This is a genomic window from Nocardia sp. CWNU-33 (assembly GCF_046764895.1).
Lineage (GTDB): Bacteria > Actinomycetota > Actinomycetes > Mycobacteriales > Mycobacteriaceae > Nocardia.
Genome location: NZ_JBKOQN010000002.1, coordinates 327,616 through 343,569, shown reverse-complemented (window position 1 = coordinate 343,569; position 15,954 = coordinate 327,616). Strand labels below are relative to the sequence as shown.

The following is a 15,954-nucleotide window of genomic DNA, read 5'->3' as shown; positions in this document are numbered from 1 at the left end:
GCACTCCCCGGCCGCGCCGTACCCAACACGGGCTCCGACTGATCGCTCCCAGACGATCCGGGAGTCGATCCAGAAGCGGGTGTGGACCCGGTCACCGAGGCATCCGCCGCCACACTGCCTGTGGCAGCAGGCGCATGACGAAGAACACCGGTTGCAGTACGCGCGGGCACCACACCCGACCTGCGCGGCGACGGAGACCATTGACCACGGCCACGGCGACCTGGTCCGGCGTGCTCGAGAATGGAGCCGGGTCCATGCCTTCGGTCATCCGTCCGATCACGAACCCCGAGCGGACCAGCAGCAGGTGAACACCGCTGCCGTGCAACGCATCCGCAAGCCCTCCGGCGAAACCGTCGAGTCCCGCTTTGGCCGAGCCGTACACGTAGTTGGCCCGGCGCACCCGCACCCCCGCGACCGAACTGAACACGACGATCTGGCCGCTGCCCTGCGTACGCAGCAGATTCGCCAGCGTGGTGAGCACACTGATCTGTGCGACGAAATCGGTATGGACCACCGCGAGCGCATGCGCCGGATCCTGCTCGGCCCGCGCCTGATCTCCCAGCACCCCGAACGCGAGCACGGTCACCCCCAGTCCGCCATGCTCGGCCGCAAGCTTCTCGAGCAACGCGGGGTGACTCGCCGTGTCATCGGCATCGAACTCGACGCAATGCACCGCCGTCGCCCCGGCAGCCAGCACAGCCGCGCCCTCCTCGGCCAACTCGCCGCTACGCCGCGCCGCGAGAATCACCACCCGCCCCGGCGCCAACCGCCGGGCCACCTCGAGCCCGATCTCGCTGCGCCCACCGAGCAACAGCACCGGCCCGTCGGCAATCCCGCCACCTCGCAATCCCATGCACACAGTTTGCTCTCCCCCCGCTGCGCACCTTGCGCCGACCATCCGACAACTCGACAGCACGTTCGCGGACCGATGATTCCAGGTAACCGCAGTGCCGCCCGGTCATGACGGTCGCCACCGGCTTCCACATCGACCACGACTACGGTCGTGGGATGCCGACCAGCACAGCACAGCTGTCCCCGACCGCACTCGAGTTCGTCACCGAGCGGCACCTCGCCACGCTGACCACGTTGCGAGCAGATGGCACCCCGCACGTTGTCGCGGTGGGGTTCACCTGGGATCCCGAGGCCGGGCTCGCGCGGGTGATCACCAATGACGGATCGGTGAAAGTGCGCAATGTGCGCCGGTCCGGGTACGCGGCGGTCAGCCAGGTGGACGGCATTCGCTGGCTCACCCTCGAAGGTCCGGCAACCGTCCTCGACGACCCCGACAGCGTCGCCGAAGCAGTCGATCGCTACGCCGGACGCTACCGCGTGCCCCGAGAGAACCCGACCCGCGTGGTGATCGCAATTCAGGTGCGGCGAGTGTTGTCGAGCAGCACACTCACGACCCCGAACTGAGGTACCCACACCTCGGGCAACTGCAGGGCGACGCCGCCGCAGGCTGCTGCCAGTGCCCGGGCTTACAACACCGTCAGCCCGTGTGGGCGGTTGTTCATCGACTCACAGCCGTCCTCGGTGACCACGACGATGTCTTCGATCCGGGCGCCCCACTCACCACGGAAGTAGATGCCGGGTTCGATGCTGAATGCCATACCCGGCTGCAGGATCAGGTCGTTGCCCGCGACGATGTACGGCTCCTCGTGCACGGACAGGCCGATGCCGTGACCGGTGCGGTGCACGAAGGCGGGGCCGAACCCGGCGGCGGTCAACGGGTTTCGCGCCGCGGCGTCGATCGATTCGGCGGTCACGCCGGGGCGGACCGCGGCGACCGCGACGTCCTGGGCCTGTTCCAGCTCAGCGAATTGCACCGCCACATCCTGGCTCGGTTCGCCGAGCACGTAGGTGCGGGTCGAGTCGGAGTAGTAGCCGGGCTCTACCGGACCGCCGATATCGATCACGACCACATCACCCTGTTCGATTACCCGCTGCGACACCTCGTGGTGTGGGTCCGCACCGTGCGGGCCGCTGCCCACGATGACGAACGCGGCAGCGGTGTGGCCCTCCTCGACGATCGCGGCCGCGATGTCGGCGCGCACCTCTGCCTCGGTACGCCCGGCGCGCAGCCACTCACCCATCCTGGCATGCACGCGGTCGATCGCCGCTCCAGCCCTGCGCAGCGCGTCGATCTCCGCGGCGTCCTTGACCATGCGCATTTCACGGAGCACGGGCGTAGCCGAAACCGGCAGGCCGCTAAAGGATTCCGCCAACGGCAGCAGGTGCAGTGCGGGCATCGCATCGGTGACGGCGACCCGGGAACCGACATGCAGCGCCGACTTCACCAGCTGATATGGATCGGTGCCGTCGACCCAATCGAACACCGGCAAACCGAGATCGCCCACCGCCGAACCCTCCAGCGATGCCAGCTCCAACTTCGGGATCACCACCGAGGGCGCAGCACCGTCGGCCGGGATCACCAGGCAGGTGAGCCGCTCGAAGGACTCGGCCGCCGACCCGATCAGGTACCGCAAATCCGGCCCCGGCGTGATCAGGAGGGCATCGAGATGAGCGGCCCGCATCAGCTCGACGGCCCGCTCCAGCCGATTACCGTAGACATCCGCCGCGAATCGTGACTCCGTGTGCGAGCTCATACCGCTCGACGTTACCCGCCGCCGCTGCCCGACAGGCCGTTTACCCCGCTTCTGCAACCGCAACCCCTGGACGCGAGCTCGCCCGACCTGTGGCGGCGCAACACCGTTCATGGATCGTCCGCGCGGGGTACGACTGCCGCGTGAGCACGTCGAACTCAGCCCGTAGACACGGGTCTCCGCCGCCCCTGAGCGCAGTGCTCACGCTCCCGACCCGGACTATCGGTGCCGAAAGCCGGGTCAGGAGCGCAATCACCGAGGCTTGTCGGGATGGGCAGGTAGCCTCACCAGCGTGACTTCAGCCGCGAATTCCGGTGGACCTCTCCTACTGCTCGACGGAGCGAGCCTATGGTTCCGCGCATTCCATGCGATCCCCGAGAAGATCACCGCACCCGACGGCCGGTCGGTGAATGCGGTGCGTGGTTTCACCGACATGGTCGCGTCGCTCATCACCAAGCATTCGCCGAGCAGGTTGGTTGTCTGTCTCGACCTGAATTGGCGGCCTGCGTTCCGGGTGGAGCTGGTGCCCTCGTACAAGGCGCACCGGCTCGACACCTCGATGGACGCCGCTCCTGGCGCCGAGGCGGTGCCGGATCGGCTCACCCCGCAAGTCGAGATGATTCTGGAGGTGCTGGCTGCGGCAGGCATCGCGACGGGCGGCGCGGAGGGGCTGGAGGCCGACGACGTGCTCGGGACGCTCGCCACCCGTGAGCACACCGACCCGGTGGTGGTCGTCAGCGGTGATCGCGACCTGCTGCAATTGGTGCGCGACGAGCCTGCACCGCAGGTGCGCGTGCTCTACGCGGGTCGCGGACTAGCCAAGGCCGAACTGTTCGGCCCCGCCGAAGTCGCCGCGAAATACGGTGTGCCCCTGGTGAATGCGGGACGGGCCTACGCGGACATGGCAACGCTGCGCGGTGACGCATCGGACGGGCTGCCCGGGGTGGCGGGCATCGGTGACAAGTCCGCCGCGCTCTTGATCTCCCGATTCGGTTCACTGGAAGCGCTGCAAGCCGCCCTCGACGATCCGGCCGCAGATCTTTCGCAGGGTGTGCGCGCCAAACTGCGGGCCGCCGAGACCTATCTGAAAGCCGCCGCCCCCGTGGTCCGCGTGGTCTGCGATGCCGAAGTCGAACTCTCGCGAGCGGATACGCTCCCCACAACTCCGGCGGACCCGCAACGTCTGCGCGAACTGGCCACCGAATACAACGCGGAAAGCCCCGTCGCGCGCCTGGTCACCGCTTTGGCGGCGACCAACGCCTCCTGACACATCGCACAGCGGAGTCGGGCGGAGTTCGCACCTCAGCAGCGCCGGTGAAATGATGTGCGCCAGGCAGCATTCCGCCCGGGCCTCGATGACTCACCGGGCGCCCGCGCCGCAGCGCGAGCGTCCCGGTACCCGAGTCAGTTGGGACGGCCGACCTCGTAGGTGCCATCGTCCCTGGTAATCTTGACGGTGACCTTCTTCTGCTCACCACTGACCTTCAGGGAGCAGGTGAAGGTTGCGTCGACCTCGACCTTCTGGCCGGAGGGGCAGGACACATCGGCGACATCCTGGATGCCGTAGGAGTCCGAAAGCACCTTCTTGACGCCGTCTTGCACCGCGGTGTTGTCCAGCTCGTCCTTGCTGGTCAGCACCAGTACCAGGGCGATGATGGCGCCGACTACAAGGAGCGCCCCGACACCGAGGCCGATGATCAGGCCTTTGCCTTTGCCACCGCTCTGTGTGGGGATCTGCTGAGCCTGTCCCCATTGCGGCTGCTGACCCTGCTGACCCCACTGCGGCTGCTGACCTTGCTGGCCCCAGTCCTGCTGCGGCGGCTGCTGCTGGCCCCAGTCCTGCGTACCCGGCTGGCCGGGCTGCTGGCCCCATTGCGGCTGATTGGGCTGGCTGGGCTGCTGGCCCCATTGCGGCTGATTGGGCTGGCTGGGCTGTTGACCCCATTGCGGCTGATTCGGCTGGCTGGGCTGCTGACCCCATTGCGGCTGCGGAGGCTGCGACTGATCCCACTGCTGGGTCGGCGGCGCAGTCTGCGGCGTCTGCTGCTGGCCACCCCACGGCGACGGCGACGCGCCACCGGGTGTCTGCTGTCCGCCCCACTGCTGGGTGGGGTCGTTGCGTCCCTCCCCGGGACCAGGGGCGTCGTTCGGTCCGTACGGGCCGCTCATCTGCTTGCCTCCACTCGCATCGTTGTACATACGGTAGCCCCCCGCGTGAGACTCGTCGCAGAACAGGACCATTCCCATTTCCGAACCGATCCTGTCCGACTCCTCCGCCACGGTCGGTACGCGAAAGAAATCAAATCACAATCGAATCGGCTACGCCGCGTCCACCGCAACGACACCCCGTCGGATTGCCCGCACCGCCTTCGCCGCGGTCCCGGCAATCTCCGGGTCGTCGGCAGTGCTGTGGATCTGATCGAGCAGGTCGATCACCTGCCTGCACCAGCGCACGAAATCGCCCGCCGATAGCGGGGTACCCCGATCGCCGCTGGCCAGCAACGACTCGGCCAACCCATCGCCGCGCGCCCATTTGTACACACCGGTAACGAATCCGAGGTCCGGTTCGCGGGTCGGCTGCAGCTTGTGGCGCGCCTCGTCCGAACGCAACTGCGTCCACACGCCGACCGTGCCGCCGACCGCCCGCCGGATCGGCTCCGTCGGCCCGCTCACGCCGAGATATCCACCCTCCTGGCGTGATTCGTAGACCAGGATGGACACGACGGCGGCCAGCTCGGCGGGCCCGAGCCCACGCCACAGTCCCTGGCGCAGGCATTCGGCGACGAGCAGGTCGCTTTCGGCGTAGATCCTGGCCAGTCTGCGCCCCTCCGAGGTCACCTCGCCTTCGTGCACGAAACCACGCTCTTCGAGCAGTGCGAGAATCCGATCGAAGGTTCGGGCCAGCGAGTTCGTCGTCGCGGCAACCTTCTGGCGCATGGTCTCGGTCTCGCGCGCCAACCGGTTGTAGCGCTCGCCGACCCGACTCATCTGCTCGCGATCGGCGCGGGTGTGCGCCGGATGCGAGCGCAGGCTACGCCGCAGTGTGTCCAGTTCCCGATCCTCAGCCGCCTTGGATCGCTGGCCACGCCGCTGGCGACCGGGCACCGAGATGCCGGTGCTGCGCAGCGCCGAGGCCAAGTCACGGCGAATACTCGCGGTCCGGTGATCGACCCGGCGGGGCAGACGCATATGACCGAGCGCCTTCGCGGGCACCGGGAAATCGGCGACCGATACCCGGCCAGCCCATTTGTCCTCGGTGAGCACCAGCGGGCGCGGGTCGCCCGGGGTGGTATCCGGCTCCAGGATGACCGCGAGCCCGGCCCGACGCCCGGACGGAATCGCCACCACATCACCGCGGCGCAGCGATGTCAACGAGCTCACCGAAGCGCCGCGGCGGTCGGAGCGGTTCTGCTGTTCGAGCTGCCGTTCCCGTTGTTTAATCCGATCGCGCAGCGAAATGTATTCCAGGAACTCACCGTCCGCGCCGCCGAGCTGGGTGCGCAGCTTGCGCAACTGGTCTTCGTTGCGTTCGATGCCACGCACGAGCCCCACCACCGAACGGTCGGCCTGGAACTGTGCGAACGAGCGCTCGAGCAGGGCGCGGGCCTCCGCGGCACCCATCCGGTCGATCAGGTTGATCGACATGTTGTAGCCGGGCCGGAACGAACTGCGCAGCGGATAGGTCCGGGTCGAGGCGAGACCGGCCACCGCACTGGTGTCGACCTCCGGCTGCCACAGCACCACCGCGTGGCCCTCGACGTCGATGCCGCGGCGGCCCGCACGGCCGGTGAGCTGGGTGTATTCGCCCGGGGTGAGCTCGGCGTGCGACTCACCGTTGTACTTGACCAAGCGCTCCAGCACCACCGTGCGCGCGGGCATATTGATGCCCAATGCCAGTGTCTCCGTAGCGAATACGGCCCGCACAAGCCCACGTACGAACAATTCTTCGACAGTGTGCCGGAAGGCGGGCAGCATGCCGGCGTGATGCGCGGCAAGCCCGCGGTGCAGCGCCTCGCGCCACTCCCAGTAACCGAGCACCTCGAGATCGTCTTTCGGCAGATCTCCGGTGTGCTTCTCGATAATGGCGTCGATCGCCTCGGTTTCGTCGTCCCTGCTCAGGTCCAGCCGGGAGCGCAGGCACTGCGCCAGCGCGCCGTCACAGCCCGCCCTGCTGAAGATGAAGGTGATCGCGGGCAGCAGCCCTTCGTCGTCGAGCTTGGCGAGCACTTCCGGCCGTGGCAGCGGGCGGAAGTCTCGGCGCGGCCCACCGCCGCGACCGTTGCGCGGCCCACCCCAGCTGTTCATCCGATCCGCGCTCTCACGCTGCCGGATATAGCGGACCAGGTCTTCGTCGACGAGGATCTTCTGCTCGCTGGAGTCGGTGTCGAACAGGTCGAACATCCGCCGCCCGACCATCACGTGCTGCCACAGCGGTACCGGGCGCGTTTCATCGACCACCACGGCGGTGTCGCCCCGGACGGTCTCCATCCACGCGCCGAATTCCTCGGCGTTGCTGACCGTCGCGGACAAGCTGACCAGCCGCACATCGGGCGGCAGGTGCAGGATGACCTCTTCCCACACCGCGCCGCGAAAGCGGTCCGCGAGGTAGTGCACCTCGTCCATCACCACGAAGGCCAGCCCGCGCAGGGCATCCGAGGAGGCGTAGAGCATGTTGCGCAGCACCTCGGTGGTCATCACCACCACCGGCGCATCCGGATTGATCGACTGGTCTCCGGTGAGCAGACCCACCTGATCGCGGCCGTGCCGCTCGGTGAGATCGGCGAACTTCTGGTTGGACAGCGCCTTGATCGGCGTGGTGTAGAAGCACTTTCCACCCGCAGCGAGCGCCAGGTGCACCGCGAATTCACCGACGACAGTTTTGCCCGCACCGGTCGGCGCACACACCAGCACGCCATGCCCACCCTCGAGGGCCGCACAGGCGTCGCGCTGAAATGGATCCAGAGTGAAACTCAGCTCGGCGGAAAACTTTGCCAGCTCGCCTACCTGCGACCGGTGATATGACACCGTCAGAGGGTATCGGAGTAGTCCGACATCGGTCGCCCGGATTTCTCTGTCGGTTCGACGATCGACTCGGCCGGCCGGATCGGCTCGGGGCCGCTGAGCGAGGATGCTTCCTCATCCGACAGCGCCGCAAGACTTTCACTTTCCTTGCGTGCGCGACGCCGATCGTTGACCCGAGCGAACTGCACGGCCACCTCGAACAAGACGGTCAGCGCCAGGGCAAGCGCCAGCATCGAGAACGGGTCCTGCGGAGTCACGATGGCGGCAAAGACGAAGAGCCCGAAGATGAGTCCGCGTCGCCAGGCCTTCAGTCGGGCGTAGGTCAGCACCCCGACCAGGTTCAATCCGACGATCAGCAAGGGTGTTTCGAAGCTGATGCCGAAGATGATCAGCAGCTGAATGATGAACCCGAAATACTGTGAACCGCTCAGCGCCGTGATCTGCGCGTTGTTGCCGATGCTCAGTAGGAAGCTCAACGCATGGGCGACAACGACATAAGCCAGCACCGCGCCTGTGGCGAACAGTACGGTGCCGGACGCGACGAACCCGACCGCGTACTTGCGCTCCTTGGCGTACAGCCCCGGGGTGATGAACGCCCACAACTGGTACAGCCAGATCGGCGCGGCGAGCACCACGCCCGCCGTCATGCCCACCTTCAAACGCAGCATGAACTGCTCGAACGGGGCGGTTGCCAGCAATCGGCAGGCGCCGTCGGGCGTGAGCGAGGCTCGGGAGGAGGCAGGCAGCGAACAATACGGCCCGAGCAGAACGTCGCCGAGACTCTCCAGGCCGAAGATCGAATGCGAATACCAGAAGAAACCGAACAACGTGGTCAGCAGGACTGCGGCGATCGAAATCAGCAGTCGGCTGCGCAGCTCTTGCAGATGCTCGACCAACGACATGGTGCCGTCGGGATTCGTCCTGCGCTTGCTGTGCCGAGGATCGAACGGGATTCGCATGGTGGTGTGTTGGCCCCTGGGTTGGATGTGCCCGCGTCGGCGGCGGCGCCGTCGATTCGGCGGGCAACAGCGCTATGCCCGGAGTGAGTGCAACTCACCCCGGCGCTGAAGCTCGACTCAGACCGACTTCGGCGTGGTTTGGGGCTCCGCGGCGGTCGCCTGCGACTGGGCGATGGTCGCCTGCGGCAGCTCCTGGACCGGTTGCTGAACCGGTGCCGCGCTCGCCGGCGCGGTGCTCTCGCTCTGCATCTGGCTGACCTCGCTCTTGAAGATGCGCAACGACCGACCCAGGCTGCGGGCGGCGTCGGGCATCCGCTTCGCGCCGAAGAACATCACGAAGAGCCCGGCAATGATCAGCCAGTGCCAGATGCTCAGACTGCCCATGGTTAACCTCCCAAGAATGTGGTAGCTCTGATGCTACCGGACCATGACGTGGGCGAACTCCCGCGTCAGTACTCGTTTGCCCAGCGTTCAACCCCGGGCGGTGGCGGCCGCGGTCCGCAGCTGATCCCACAGTTCGGGGCCCGTCCAGGTGCGCCGGTCGCCGTGTTCGGCTGCCACGATCAATTCGATCAGTCGTTGATTCACCGGTGTCGGTGCACCGACCATGGCGCCGAGGCTCACAATTTCGCCGCACAGCCAGGAGATCTCTGTCTTGCGGCCGAGCGCGAGATCGTCGGCCATCGACGAGCGTGCGACCGGGTCGATGGCCAGCACCTGACCCGCCACCCGGCGAAAGATCCCGTCCGGAACGGTCAGCAGCCGAACCATGAGGTGCGGCGGGAGCAGGGTCAGCCGGGCCGGGCGAATTCGCGCTCTGTTCATCGCGGCGAGCGCTTCGCCCTGGGTGAGCGCCAGGCAGCGGCGGTAATTCCGGTCGGCGAGTTCCTCGCGCAGCGGCCTGCCGGACAGTGCGTTGATGGGATTGTTGAGATTGAGCAGCAACTTCGCCCACTGCACAGGCAGCAGGTCGGGATAATGGCGCAGCGGCAGCCCGGCCTGCGCGAAGAGCTCGAGGAAGTGCGCCAATGCCGGATCATCCTGCACGGCGAGCCCGCCGTCGGTGCCGCGATGGAAGCGACCGTCCGCGTGATGGACGACGTTGAACATCACCATGCCCGCAAGCACCACGCAGGTGGGCAGGACATCCCGGATCACGGTGTCGTTGCCGATCCCGTTCTGCAGGCTCAACACCACGGTGCCAGGGCGAATCTTGCCCGCCAACGCGCGCACCGCATCGGAGGTCGCCGCTGATTTCACGGTGACGAGCACCAGGTCCGCCGACCCGACGTCCGTCGGCTCGGTGGCGACACGGAACCCGTCTGCGGTCACCACGTCCTCGCCGCCGTCGAGGTCGGTCAGGTGCAGCCCGAACCCGCTGATCTCATCGAGTGCGCGACGCCTGCCGACGAACGTCACGTCCGCGCCTGCTGCCGCCAGCTTGCCGCCGACGAAGGTGCCGATACTGCCGGCGCCGAGCACCATCACGTGACAGGTCACACCGGCCCGACTTCCTCTGATCCGACTTCTTCGTACGCCGCCAGCGCGGCATTCGAGCGCTCACGCACGGCGGCGACCAACTCGGGCGGCCCGAGCACGGTGACACCCGAGCCGAAGCCGAGCAGCAACCGCGCCATCCAATCCAGGGTGGCGAACCGCATGGTCGCCTCGAGACTGCCATCGGGATGCACGGCCAGCCGATGCATCGGATACTGGTCGAGCACCCAGCCGTAGTCGCCGCGAATCCGTAAGCGAGCCAAGGGAACCGCAGGATCGTCCTGGAACAGGTCGAGTGCGGCGGACTCCTCGGTCGCATGACTGGGCGGGCGTGCCTGCTCAGCCAATTCGGTGGCCGCTTCGATCCGGTCGAACCGGAACAGCCGCACCCCTTCTGCCTGCCTGCACCACGCCTGAAGGTAACTGTTGTTGTCCACCAAGACGATTCGGATTGGATCGACGACCCGTTCGGACACCACATCGCGACTGGCCGAGTAGTAGACCAGTCGCAGCGCATGCTGGCGAGCCAGCGCAGAACGCACCGTCGCCACCGCGGGCGCCTCGACCGGCGCGCTCGATGACTCCCCCAGCCCCACGCCTTCGGCAGATCCACCGTGGGAGATGGCCGATTCGATTTTCGCGATCGCCGCGTGCGCCGCGGTCGGATCGACCATGCCGGGCATGTCCACGATCGACCGCAATGCGACAAGCAAGGCCGTGGCCTCGGTGGAGGTCAGCCGCAGCGGACGGTCGATGCCCGCCGAGAAGGTGACCTCGATGCTCTCCTCGGAGAACGACAGATCGATCAGGTCGCCCGGTCCGTAACCGGGCAGCCCGCACATCCACAGTTGATTCAGATCGCCCATCAGCTGTTTGGTGGTGACGCCGAGATCGACGGCCGCCTCGGCGGCGCTGATGCCGGGATGGGCGATGAAATACGGGATCATGTTCAGCAACCGCGAAAGCCGAACCGACAACCGTGAGCTCACGCTGTCACCTCCGTGCGATCGAACACCGACCGCAGTCTCGCGACGACATCGGCGCGCAGTTCCTCGGGCGCGAGCACCACCGCATCGGGTCCGAGCCCGGTGATCAACCGCGCCAACCAGTCGCGGGAGCGGACCGGCAGCTCCACTACGACACCGTGACGTGCACCGATCATTCGGTCGCCGGTGATCCGGCCGAGCCTGCGGATTTCCCGGCCGCGATCGTCGGCCACCCACACGGTCGCCGAGCCGGTCACCGGGGCGCTGCCGGTGACGGTGTCGACGATGGCACGCAGGTCCACCCCGTCCGGCTTGCTGACCACGTTCGGCGGGCCGTAGGCGGTCACATCGTCACCGATCCGCGAGAGCCGGAAGCTGCGCACCGCGTTCCGGTCCCGGTCGTGGCCGACGAGATACCAGCGGCCGTGGTGGGTGACCACACCCCATGGCTCCACATCACGCATGAGATAGGGCGCGTTGACCGCGCCGCGGTGTTCGAACCGGACCGCCTGCCCCGCGTCGATGGCGGTCAGCAGTTTGCCGAGCACCGGTTCCGAGCCGCGAGTCCGCGCCGGCACCGCGGGCACCGACGCCACCGCGGCATCGGTCTCGACGTGGATTCCGGCCGCGCGCAGCTTGAGCAGTGCGCCCTCGGCCGCTGCGGCGAGCTCCGGTGACTCCCACATCTGCACGGCGACCGCGACGGCGGCGGCCTCCTCGCTGGTCAGATCTATCTCGGGCAGCTCGTAAGCATCGCGGTTGATCCGGTAGCCCTCCATCGTGGAGTACCGGCTCACCGGCCCTACCTCGAGCGGAATGCCCAGGTCACGCAGCTCGTTCTTGTCCCGCTCGAACATCCGGCTGAACGCTTCGTCGCTGACCGACTCCTCGTAGCCGGCGACGCTGTCCCGAATCCGCTCCGCGGTCAAGAACTGCCGGGTCGACAGCAGCGCGATGACCAGATTCATCAGCCGCTCGACCTTGGATATCGCCACCCGAACAGGGTAATGGGCCGGGCGGCGCAACGGCGCGGCGGCGCACTATTCGCGCGCTACGGACGTGTCACACTTACCGGATGATCGTCGCTTTCTCCGTGACTCCGCTCGGCACCGGCGTCGACGTCGGCCGAGCCGTGGCCGAGGCGGTCCGGGTGGTTCGGGCCAGCGGACTGCCGAACCGCACCGACGCCATGTTCACCACGATCGAGGGCGAATGGGACGAGGTGATGAGTGTCGTGAAGCAGGCCACCGACGCCATCCTCGCGGTCGCGCCGCGGTGCAGCCTGGTGCTCAAGGCCGACATCCGGCCCGGCGTCACCGACGCGATGACCACGAAAGTCGAGAAGGTCGAGCGGTACCTGACCGAGTCCTAGCCACCACTGTTCGCTTCGGCCACAAGAGTTTTCGTAGACCAGCAAGCGGGCCTGGGTGCCGAGAACCCGGGCCCGCTGTCGAGCTGCTCGCTACATCGAGGCGATGAGCCGGTCGACACGCTCGTCGACCGAGCGGAACGGATCCTTGCACAGCACGGTGCGCTGCGCCTGGTCGTTCAGCTTCAAGTGCACCCAGTCGACGGTGAAGTCGCGACCCGCCTCCTGCGCGGCGGTGATGAAGTCGCCGCGCAGCTTGGCCCGGGTTGTCTGCGGCGGAGTGTCGACCGCGGCGTCCACGGCCTCGTCCTCGGTGACCCGCTTGGCCAGGCCCTTGCGCTGCAGCAGGTCGAAGACACCGCGGCCGCGCTTGATGTCGTGATAAGCCAGATCCAGCTGGGCGATCTTCGGATCCGACAGCTCCATGCCGTAGCGGTCCTGATAGCGCTGGAACAGTTTGCGCTTGATCACCCAGTCGACCTCGGTGTCGACCTTCGCGAAGTCCTGTGCCTCGACCGCGTCCAGGGTCCGCCCCCACAAGTCGACGACCTGGTCGACGTGGGGATCACGGTCGCGGTTGCGCAGGTGCTCGACGGCGCGTGCGTAGTACTCGCGCTGGATATCCAGGGCACTGGCCTGCCGGCCGCCCGCCAGCCGCACCGGACGCTTGCCGGTCAGGTCGTGGCTGACCTCACGGATGGCGCGGATCGGGTTGTCCAGCGCGAAGTCGCGGAACGAGACCCCCGCCTCGATCATTTCCAGCACCAGCGAGGCCGTGCCGACCTTGAGCATGGTGGTGGTCTCGGACATGTTCGAGTCACCGACGATCACGTGCAGCCGGCGGTATTTCTCCGCGTCCGCGTGCGGCTCGTCGCGGGTGTTGATGATCGGCCGCGACCGTGTGGTCGCTGAGGACACACCCTCCCAGATGTGCTCGGCACGCTGCGACAGGCAGAACGTGGCCGCCTTCGGCGTCTGCAGGATCTTGCCCGCCCCGCAGATGAGCTGGCGGGTGACAAGGAACGGCAGCAGCACATCGGAGATCCTGGAGAATTCACCGGCCCGGACCACGAGGAAGTTCTCGTGACAACCGTAGGAGTTGCCCGCCGAATCGGTGTTGTTCTTGAACAGGTAGATATCACCGCCGATGCCTTCCTCCGCGAGGCGCTGCTCGGCGTCGATCAAGAGCTCCTCCAGCACCCGCTCGCCCGCCCTGTCATGGGTGACCAGCTGAGCCAAGTTGTCGCACTCGGCCGTGGCGTACTCCGGATGCGACCCGACATCGAGGTAGAGCCGAGCACCGTTGCGGAGGAACACGTTCGAGCTACGGCCCCAGGAAACTACCCGGCGGAACAAATACCGGGCTACTTCGTCAGGGCTGAGCCGGCGGTGTCCGTGGAAGGTGCACGTCACACCGAATTCGGTCTCGATCCCCATGATTCGTCGCTGCACACTATCGACATTACAGCCATGTCATGTACCCGCGTGGGAGTGCGGACAACCCGGATGCATACGTCTTCACAACGATTTTGCACGTCGACGCAACATTCGACGGAAAAGTACCGGCGACGAACGAAACCCCCGGCGCTCCGTGGGACGGAACACCGGGGGCCTCGACGACCGGATCAGGCGACGATCACTCCGACTTCGGAGCGTCCTCCGCTTCCGCTGCGGCGGTCGCTGCGGCGGCCTTGCTCTTGCTGCCCGATTTACTGCCGGCCAGCAGCCCTTCCAGGGCGGTGTCCGAAACCCGGCGAAACGCCCGCCGCGGCCGGGCCTGCTCCAGTGTGGCGACCTCGAGCGAGCTCACCCCGAGTACACGCTTCTCCTTGTCCGCACCCTCGGGAACCCCCGCGGTCAGCGCCTTGACGGCCACGCCGACGGCCGAGGACAGGTCGAGACCGGGCTGGTAGGACGCCTTCAATGCGGTGAGGATCGGCTCGGTCGTGCCGCCCATCACCACGTATTCGCGCTCGTCCACGATCGAACCGTCGAAGGTGATCCGGTAGAGCACCGAGGTCGGCGTCTGCTCCGGATACCCCACCTCGGCCACACAGATTTCCACCTCATACGGCTTGAGCTGATCGGTGAAGATCGTGCCGAGGGTCTGCGCATAGGCGTTGGCGAGGCCCCGACCGGTGACATCGCGCCGGTCGTACTGGTAACCCTTCAGGTCGGCCTGCAGGATGCCACCGCGGCGCAGCGCCTCGAACTCGTTGTACTTGCCCACCGCGGCGAACCCGACGCGGTCGTACAGCTCGCTCACCTTGTGCAGCGTCGCCGACGGGTTCTCGGCGACGAACAGCACACCCTTGTCGTACACCAACACGATGACACTGCGACCACGACCGATGCCCTTGCGCGCAAGTTCGGTCTTGTCGCGCATGATCTGTTCGGCCGACGCGTAATACGGCAGTGTCATGCTTGCGCACTCCCTTCTTCCGCGGCCTCGCGGTCGGCGACGATCCCGCGCGCGATCTCCGCCAAACGCTCCTCCGGCACCAGATCGGCGCCCTCCTCGTTGACGACGATCGCCGTCGGATAGATGCCGCGCATGATGTCGGGACCGCCGGTGGCGGTGTCGTCATCGGCCGCATCGAAGAGCGACTCGACGGCGATGCGCAGTGCGCGGTCCTCGTCGATTCCCTTGGCGTACAGCTTCTTCAGCGACGACTTGGCGAAATTCGAACCGGAACCGACAGCGGTGTAGCCGAAGCGTTCCTCGCTGCGGCCGCCGACCACGTCATAGGAAACGATGCGGCCCGCTTTGTCCGGATCGGTGGCGTACTCGTCGTAGCCGACGAGTACCGGGACCACCGCAAGACCTTGAAGTGCCGCGGGCAGGTTGTCCCGCACCATCTTCGAGAGCTTGTTCGCCTTACCGTCGAAGGTCAGCGAGACGCCTTCGATCTTCTCGTAGTACTCGAGCTCCACCGCGAAAAGCCGCACCATCTCGATGGCCATGCCCGCGGTGCCCGCGATGCCTGCCGCCGAGTAGGTGTCGGTGATGTACACCTTCTCCATGTCCCTGCTGGCCAGCAGGTTTCCCATGGTGGCCCGCCGGTCACCGGCGATCAGCACGCCACCGCGATAGGAGACCGCGACGATGGTGGTCCCGTGCGGAGCCAGGTCCTTCGCGGCGGTGCCACCGGAGCTTCCGGTGGCACCCTCTATCGCAGCGAATCTGTTGCCGGGCAACAGTTCCGGTGCGTGCATGCGGAGATGTTCGGTGAACGACGAGAGAGCGTGTCCCGGGTGGAGACGCAGCGGGTCACCTGCTGTCACTGGCCACCCTTCTGCACGTACGCACGAACGAAGTCTTCCGCGTTCTCCTCGAGCACATCATCGATCTCGTCGAGCAGGTCGTCGGTCTCCTCCGCCAGCTTCTCGCGGCGCTCCTGTCCGGCGGCGTCTACGCCCTCCGGGCCCTCATCCTCGTCGCCGCCCCCGGCGCGTTTGGTCTGCTCTTGTGCCATGGCAGCCGACCTCCTCTGTCCTCATCATGACCAGGGCTCATG

Annotated in this window: 16 protein-coding genes; 3 read left to right on the top strand and 13 right to left on the bottom strand. The window is 66.8% G+C overall.

Features of this window, described 5'->3' with window-relative positions; genetic code table 11:
• Nucleotides 1-91: 91 nt before the first annotated feature.
• Nucleotides 92-853 carry an SDR family NAD(P)-dependent oxidoreductase gene (locus ACLMAL_RS03830; protein WP_411997783.1) on the bottom strand — a complete coding sequence of 254 codons (762 nt, stop codon included), beginning with the start codon at nt 851-853 and terminating at the stop codon, nt 92-94.
• A 155-nt stretch (nt 854-1,008) separates the two neighbouring features.
• Between ACLMAL_RS03830 and ACLMAL_RS03825 the strand changes: the two genes are divergently transcribed.
• Nucleotides 1,009-1,416, top strand: a complete 408-nt coding sequence (locus ACLMAL_RS03825) for a PPOX class F420-dependent oxidoreductase (protein WP_328400472.1) — start codon at nt 1,009-1,011, stop codon at nt 1,414-1,416.
• A 62-nt stretch (nt 1,417-1,478) separates the two neighbouring features.
• On the opposite strand, the gene ACLMAL_RS03820 is transcribed toward ACLMAL_RS03825, so the two are convergent.
• Nucleotides 1,479-2,606 carry a M24 family metallopeptidase gene (locus ACLMAL_RS03820; protein ID WP_411997782.1) on the bottom strand — a complete coding sequence of 376 codons (1,128 nt, stop codon included), beginning with the start codon at nt 2,604-2,606 and terminating at the stop codon, nt 1,479-1,481.
• 289 nt (nt 2,607-2,895) lie between these two features.
• Here ACLMAL_RS03820 and ACLMAL_RS03815 point away from each other — a divergent pair, with 289 nt between their 5' ends.
• The gene (locus tag ACLMAL_RS03815) at nt 2,896-3,870 is read left to right on the top strand and encodes a 5'-3' exonuclease (RefSeq protein WP_411997781.1); all 975 of its coding nucleotides are present in this window, start codon (nt 2,896-2,898) and stop codon (nt 3,868-3,870) included.
• Between the two features lie 137 nt (nt 3,871-4,007).
• Here the strand turns inward: ACLMAL_RS03815 and ACLMAL_RS03810 are convergent, their stop codons facing one another.
• The 7 genes from ACLMAL_RS03810 to ACLMAL_RS03780 form a co-directional block, all read right to left on the bottom strand.
• A complete protein-coding gene (locus ACLMAL_RS03810) occupies nt 4,008-4,772 on the bottom strand; it encodes a DUF4333 domain-containing protein (RefSeq protein ID WP_411997780.1) in 765 nt (254 codons plus the stop codon).
• A 150-nt stretch (nt 4,773-4,922) separates the two neighbouring features.
• On the bottom strand, nt 4,923-7,628 hold the full coding sequence (locus ACLMAL_RS03805) for a DEAD/DEAH box helicase (protein WP_411997779.1): 2,706 nt from the start codon (nt 7,626-7,628) through the stop codon (nt 4,923-4,925).
• A 2-nt stretch (nt 7,629-7,630) separates the two neighbouring features.
• On the bottom strand, nt 7,631-8,584 hold the full coding sequence (gene tatC / locus ACLMAL_RS03800; protein ID WP_411997778.1) for a twin-arginine translocase subunit TatC: 954 nt from the start codon (nt 8,582-8,584) through the stop codon (nt 7,631-7,633).
• Between the two features lie 117 nt (nt 8,585-8,701).
• Nucleotides 8,702-8,968 (bottom strand): Sec-independent protein translocase subunit TatA, encoded by a 267-nt coding sequence (tatA, locus tag ACLMAL_RS03795; RefSeq protein WP_406229820.1) that lies wholly within the window; start codon nt 8,966-8,968, stop codon nt 8,702-8,704.
• 87 nt (nt 8,969-9,055) lie between these two features.
• A complete protein-coding gene (locus tag ACLMAL_RS03790; protein WP_411997777.1) occupies nt 9,056-10,084 on the bottom strand; it encodes a 2-dehydropantoate 2-reductase in 1,029 nt (342 codons plus the stop codon).
• A complete protein-coding gene (locus ACLMAL_RS03785) occupies nt 10,081-11,070 on the bottom strand; it encodes a YafY family protein (RefSeq protein WP_328400456.1) in 990 nt (329 codons plus the stop codon). Before ACLMAL_RS03785 ends, ACLMAL_RS03790 begins: the two co-directional genes overlap by 4 nt.
• Nucleotides 11,067-12,062 (bottom strand): helix-turn-helix transcriptional regulator, encoded by a 996-nt coding sequence (locus ACLMAL_RS03780; protein ID WP_411997776.1) that lies wholly within the window; start codon nt 12,060-12,062, stop codon nt 11,067-11,069. The genes ACLMAL_RS03785 and ACLMAL_RS03780 overlap by 4 nt, the downstream gene beginning before the upstream one ends.
• 80 nt (nt 12,063-12,142) lie before the next feature.
• On the opposite strand from ACLMAL_RS03780, the gene ACLMAL_RS03775 reads away from it, so the two are divergent.
• A complete protein-coding gene (locus tag ACLMAL_RS03775; protein ID WP_406229817.1) occupies nt 12,143-12,439 on the top strand; it encodes an MTH1187 family thiamine-binding protein in 297 nt (98 codons plus the stop codon).
• A gap of 90 nt (nt 12,440-12,529) precedes the next feature.
• Here ACLMAL_RS03775 and pafA read toward each other — a convergent pair whose 3' ends face one another.
• The 4 genes from pafA to ACLMAL_RS03755 form a co-directional block, all read right to left on the bottom strand.
• Complete coding sequence (gene pafA, locus ACLMAL_RS03770) at nt 12,530-13,888, bottom strand: Pup--protein ligase (RefSeq protein WP_328400450.1); 1,359 nt, start codon at nt 13,886-13,888, stop codon at nt 12,530-12,532.
• A gap of 184 nt (nt 13,889-14,072) precedes the next feature.
• A complete protein-coding gene (prcA, locus tag ACLMAL_RS03765; RefSeq protein WP_328400448.1) occupies nt 14,073-14,858 on the bottom strand; it encodes a proteasome subunit alpha in 786 nt (261 codons plus the stop codon).
• Nucleotides 14,855-15,652, bottom strand: coding sequence for a proteasome subunit beta (prcB, locus tag ACLMAL_RS03760; RefSeq protein ID WP_379063792.1), 798 nt, complete (start codon nt 15,650-15,652; stop codon nt 14,855-14,857). The genes prcA and prcB overlap by 4 nt, the downstream gene beginning before the upstream one ends.
• A gap of 65 nt (nt 15,653-15,717) precedes the next feature.
• Nucleotides 15,718-15,912 (bottom strand): ubiquitin-like protein Pup, encoded by a 195-nt coding sequence (locus ACLMAL_RS03755; RefSeq protein ID WP_019047503.1) that lies wholly within the window; start codon nt 15,910-15,912, stop codon nt 15,718-15,720.
• Nucleotides 15,913-15,954: the final 42 nt, after the last annotated feature.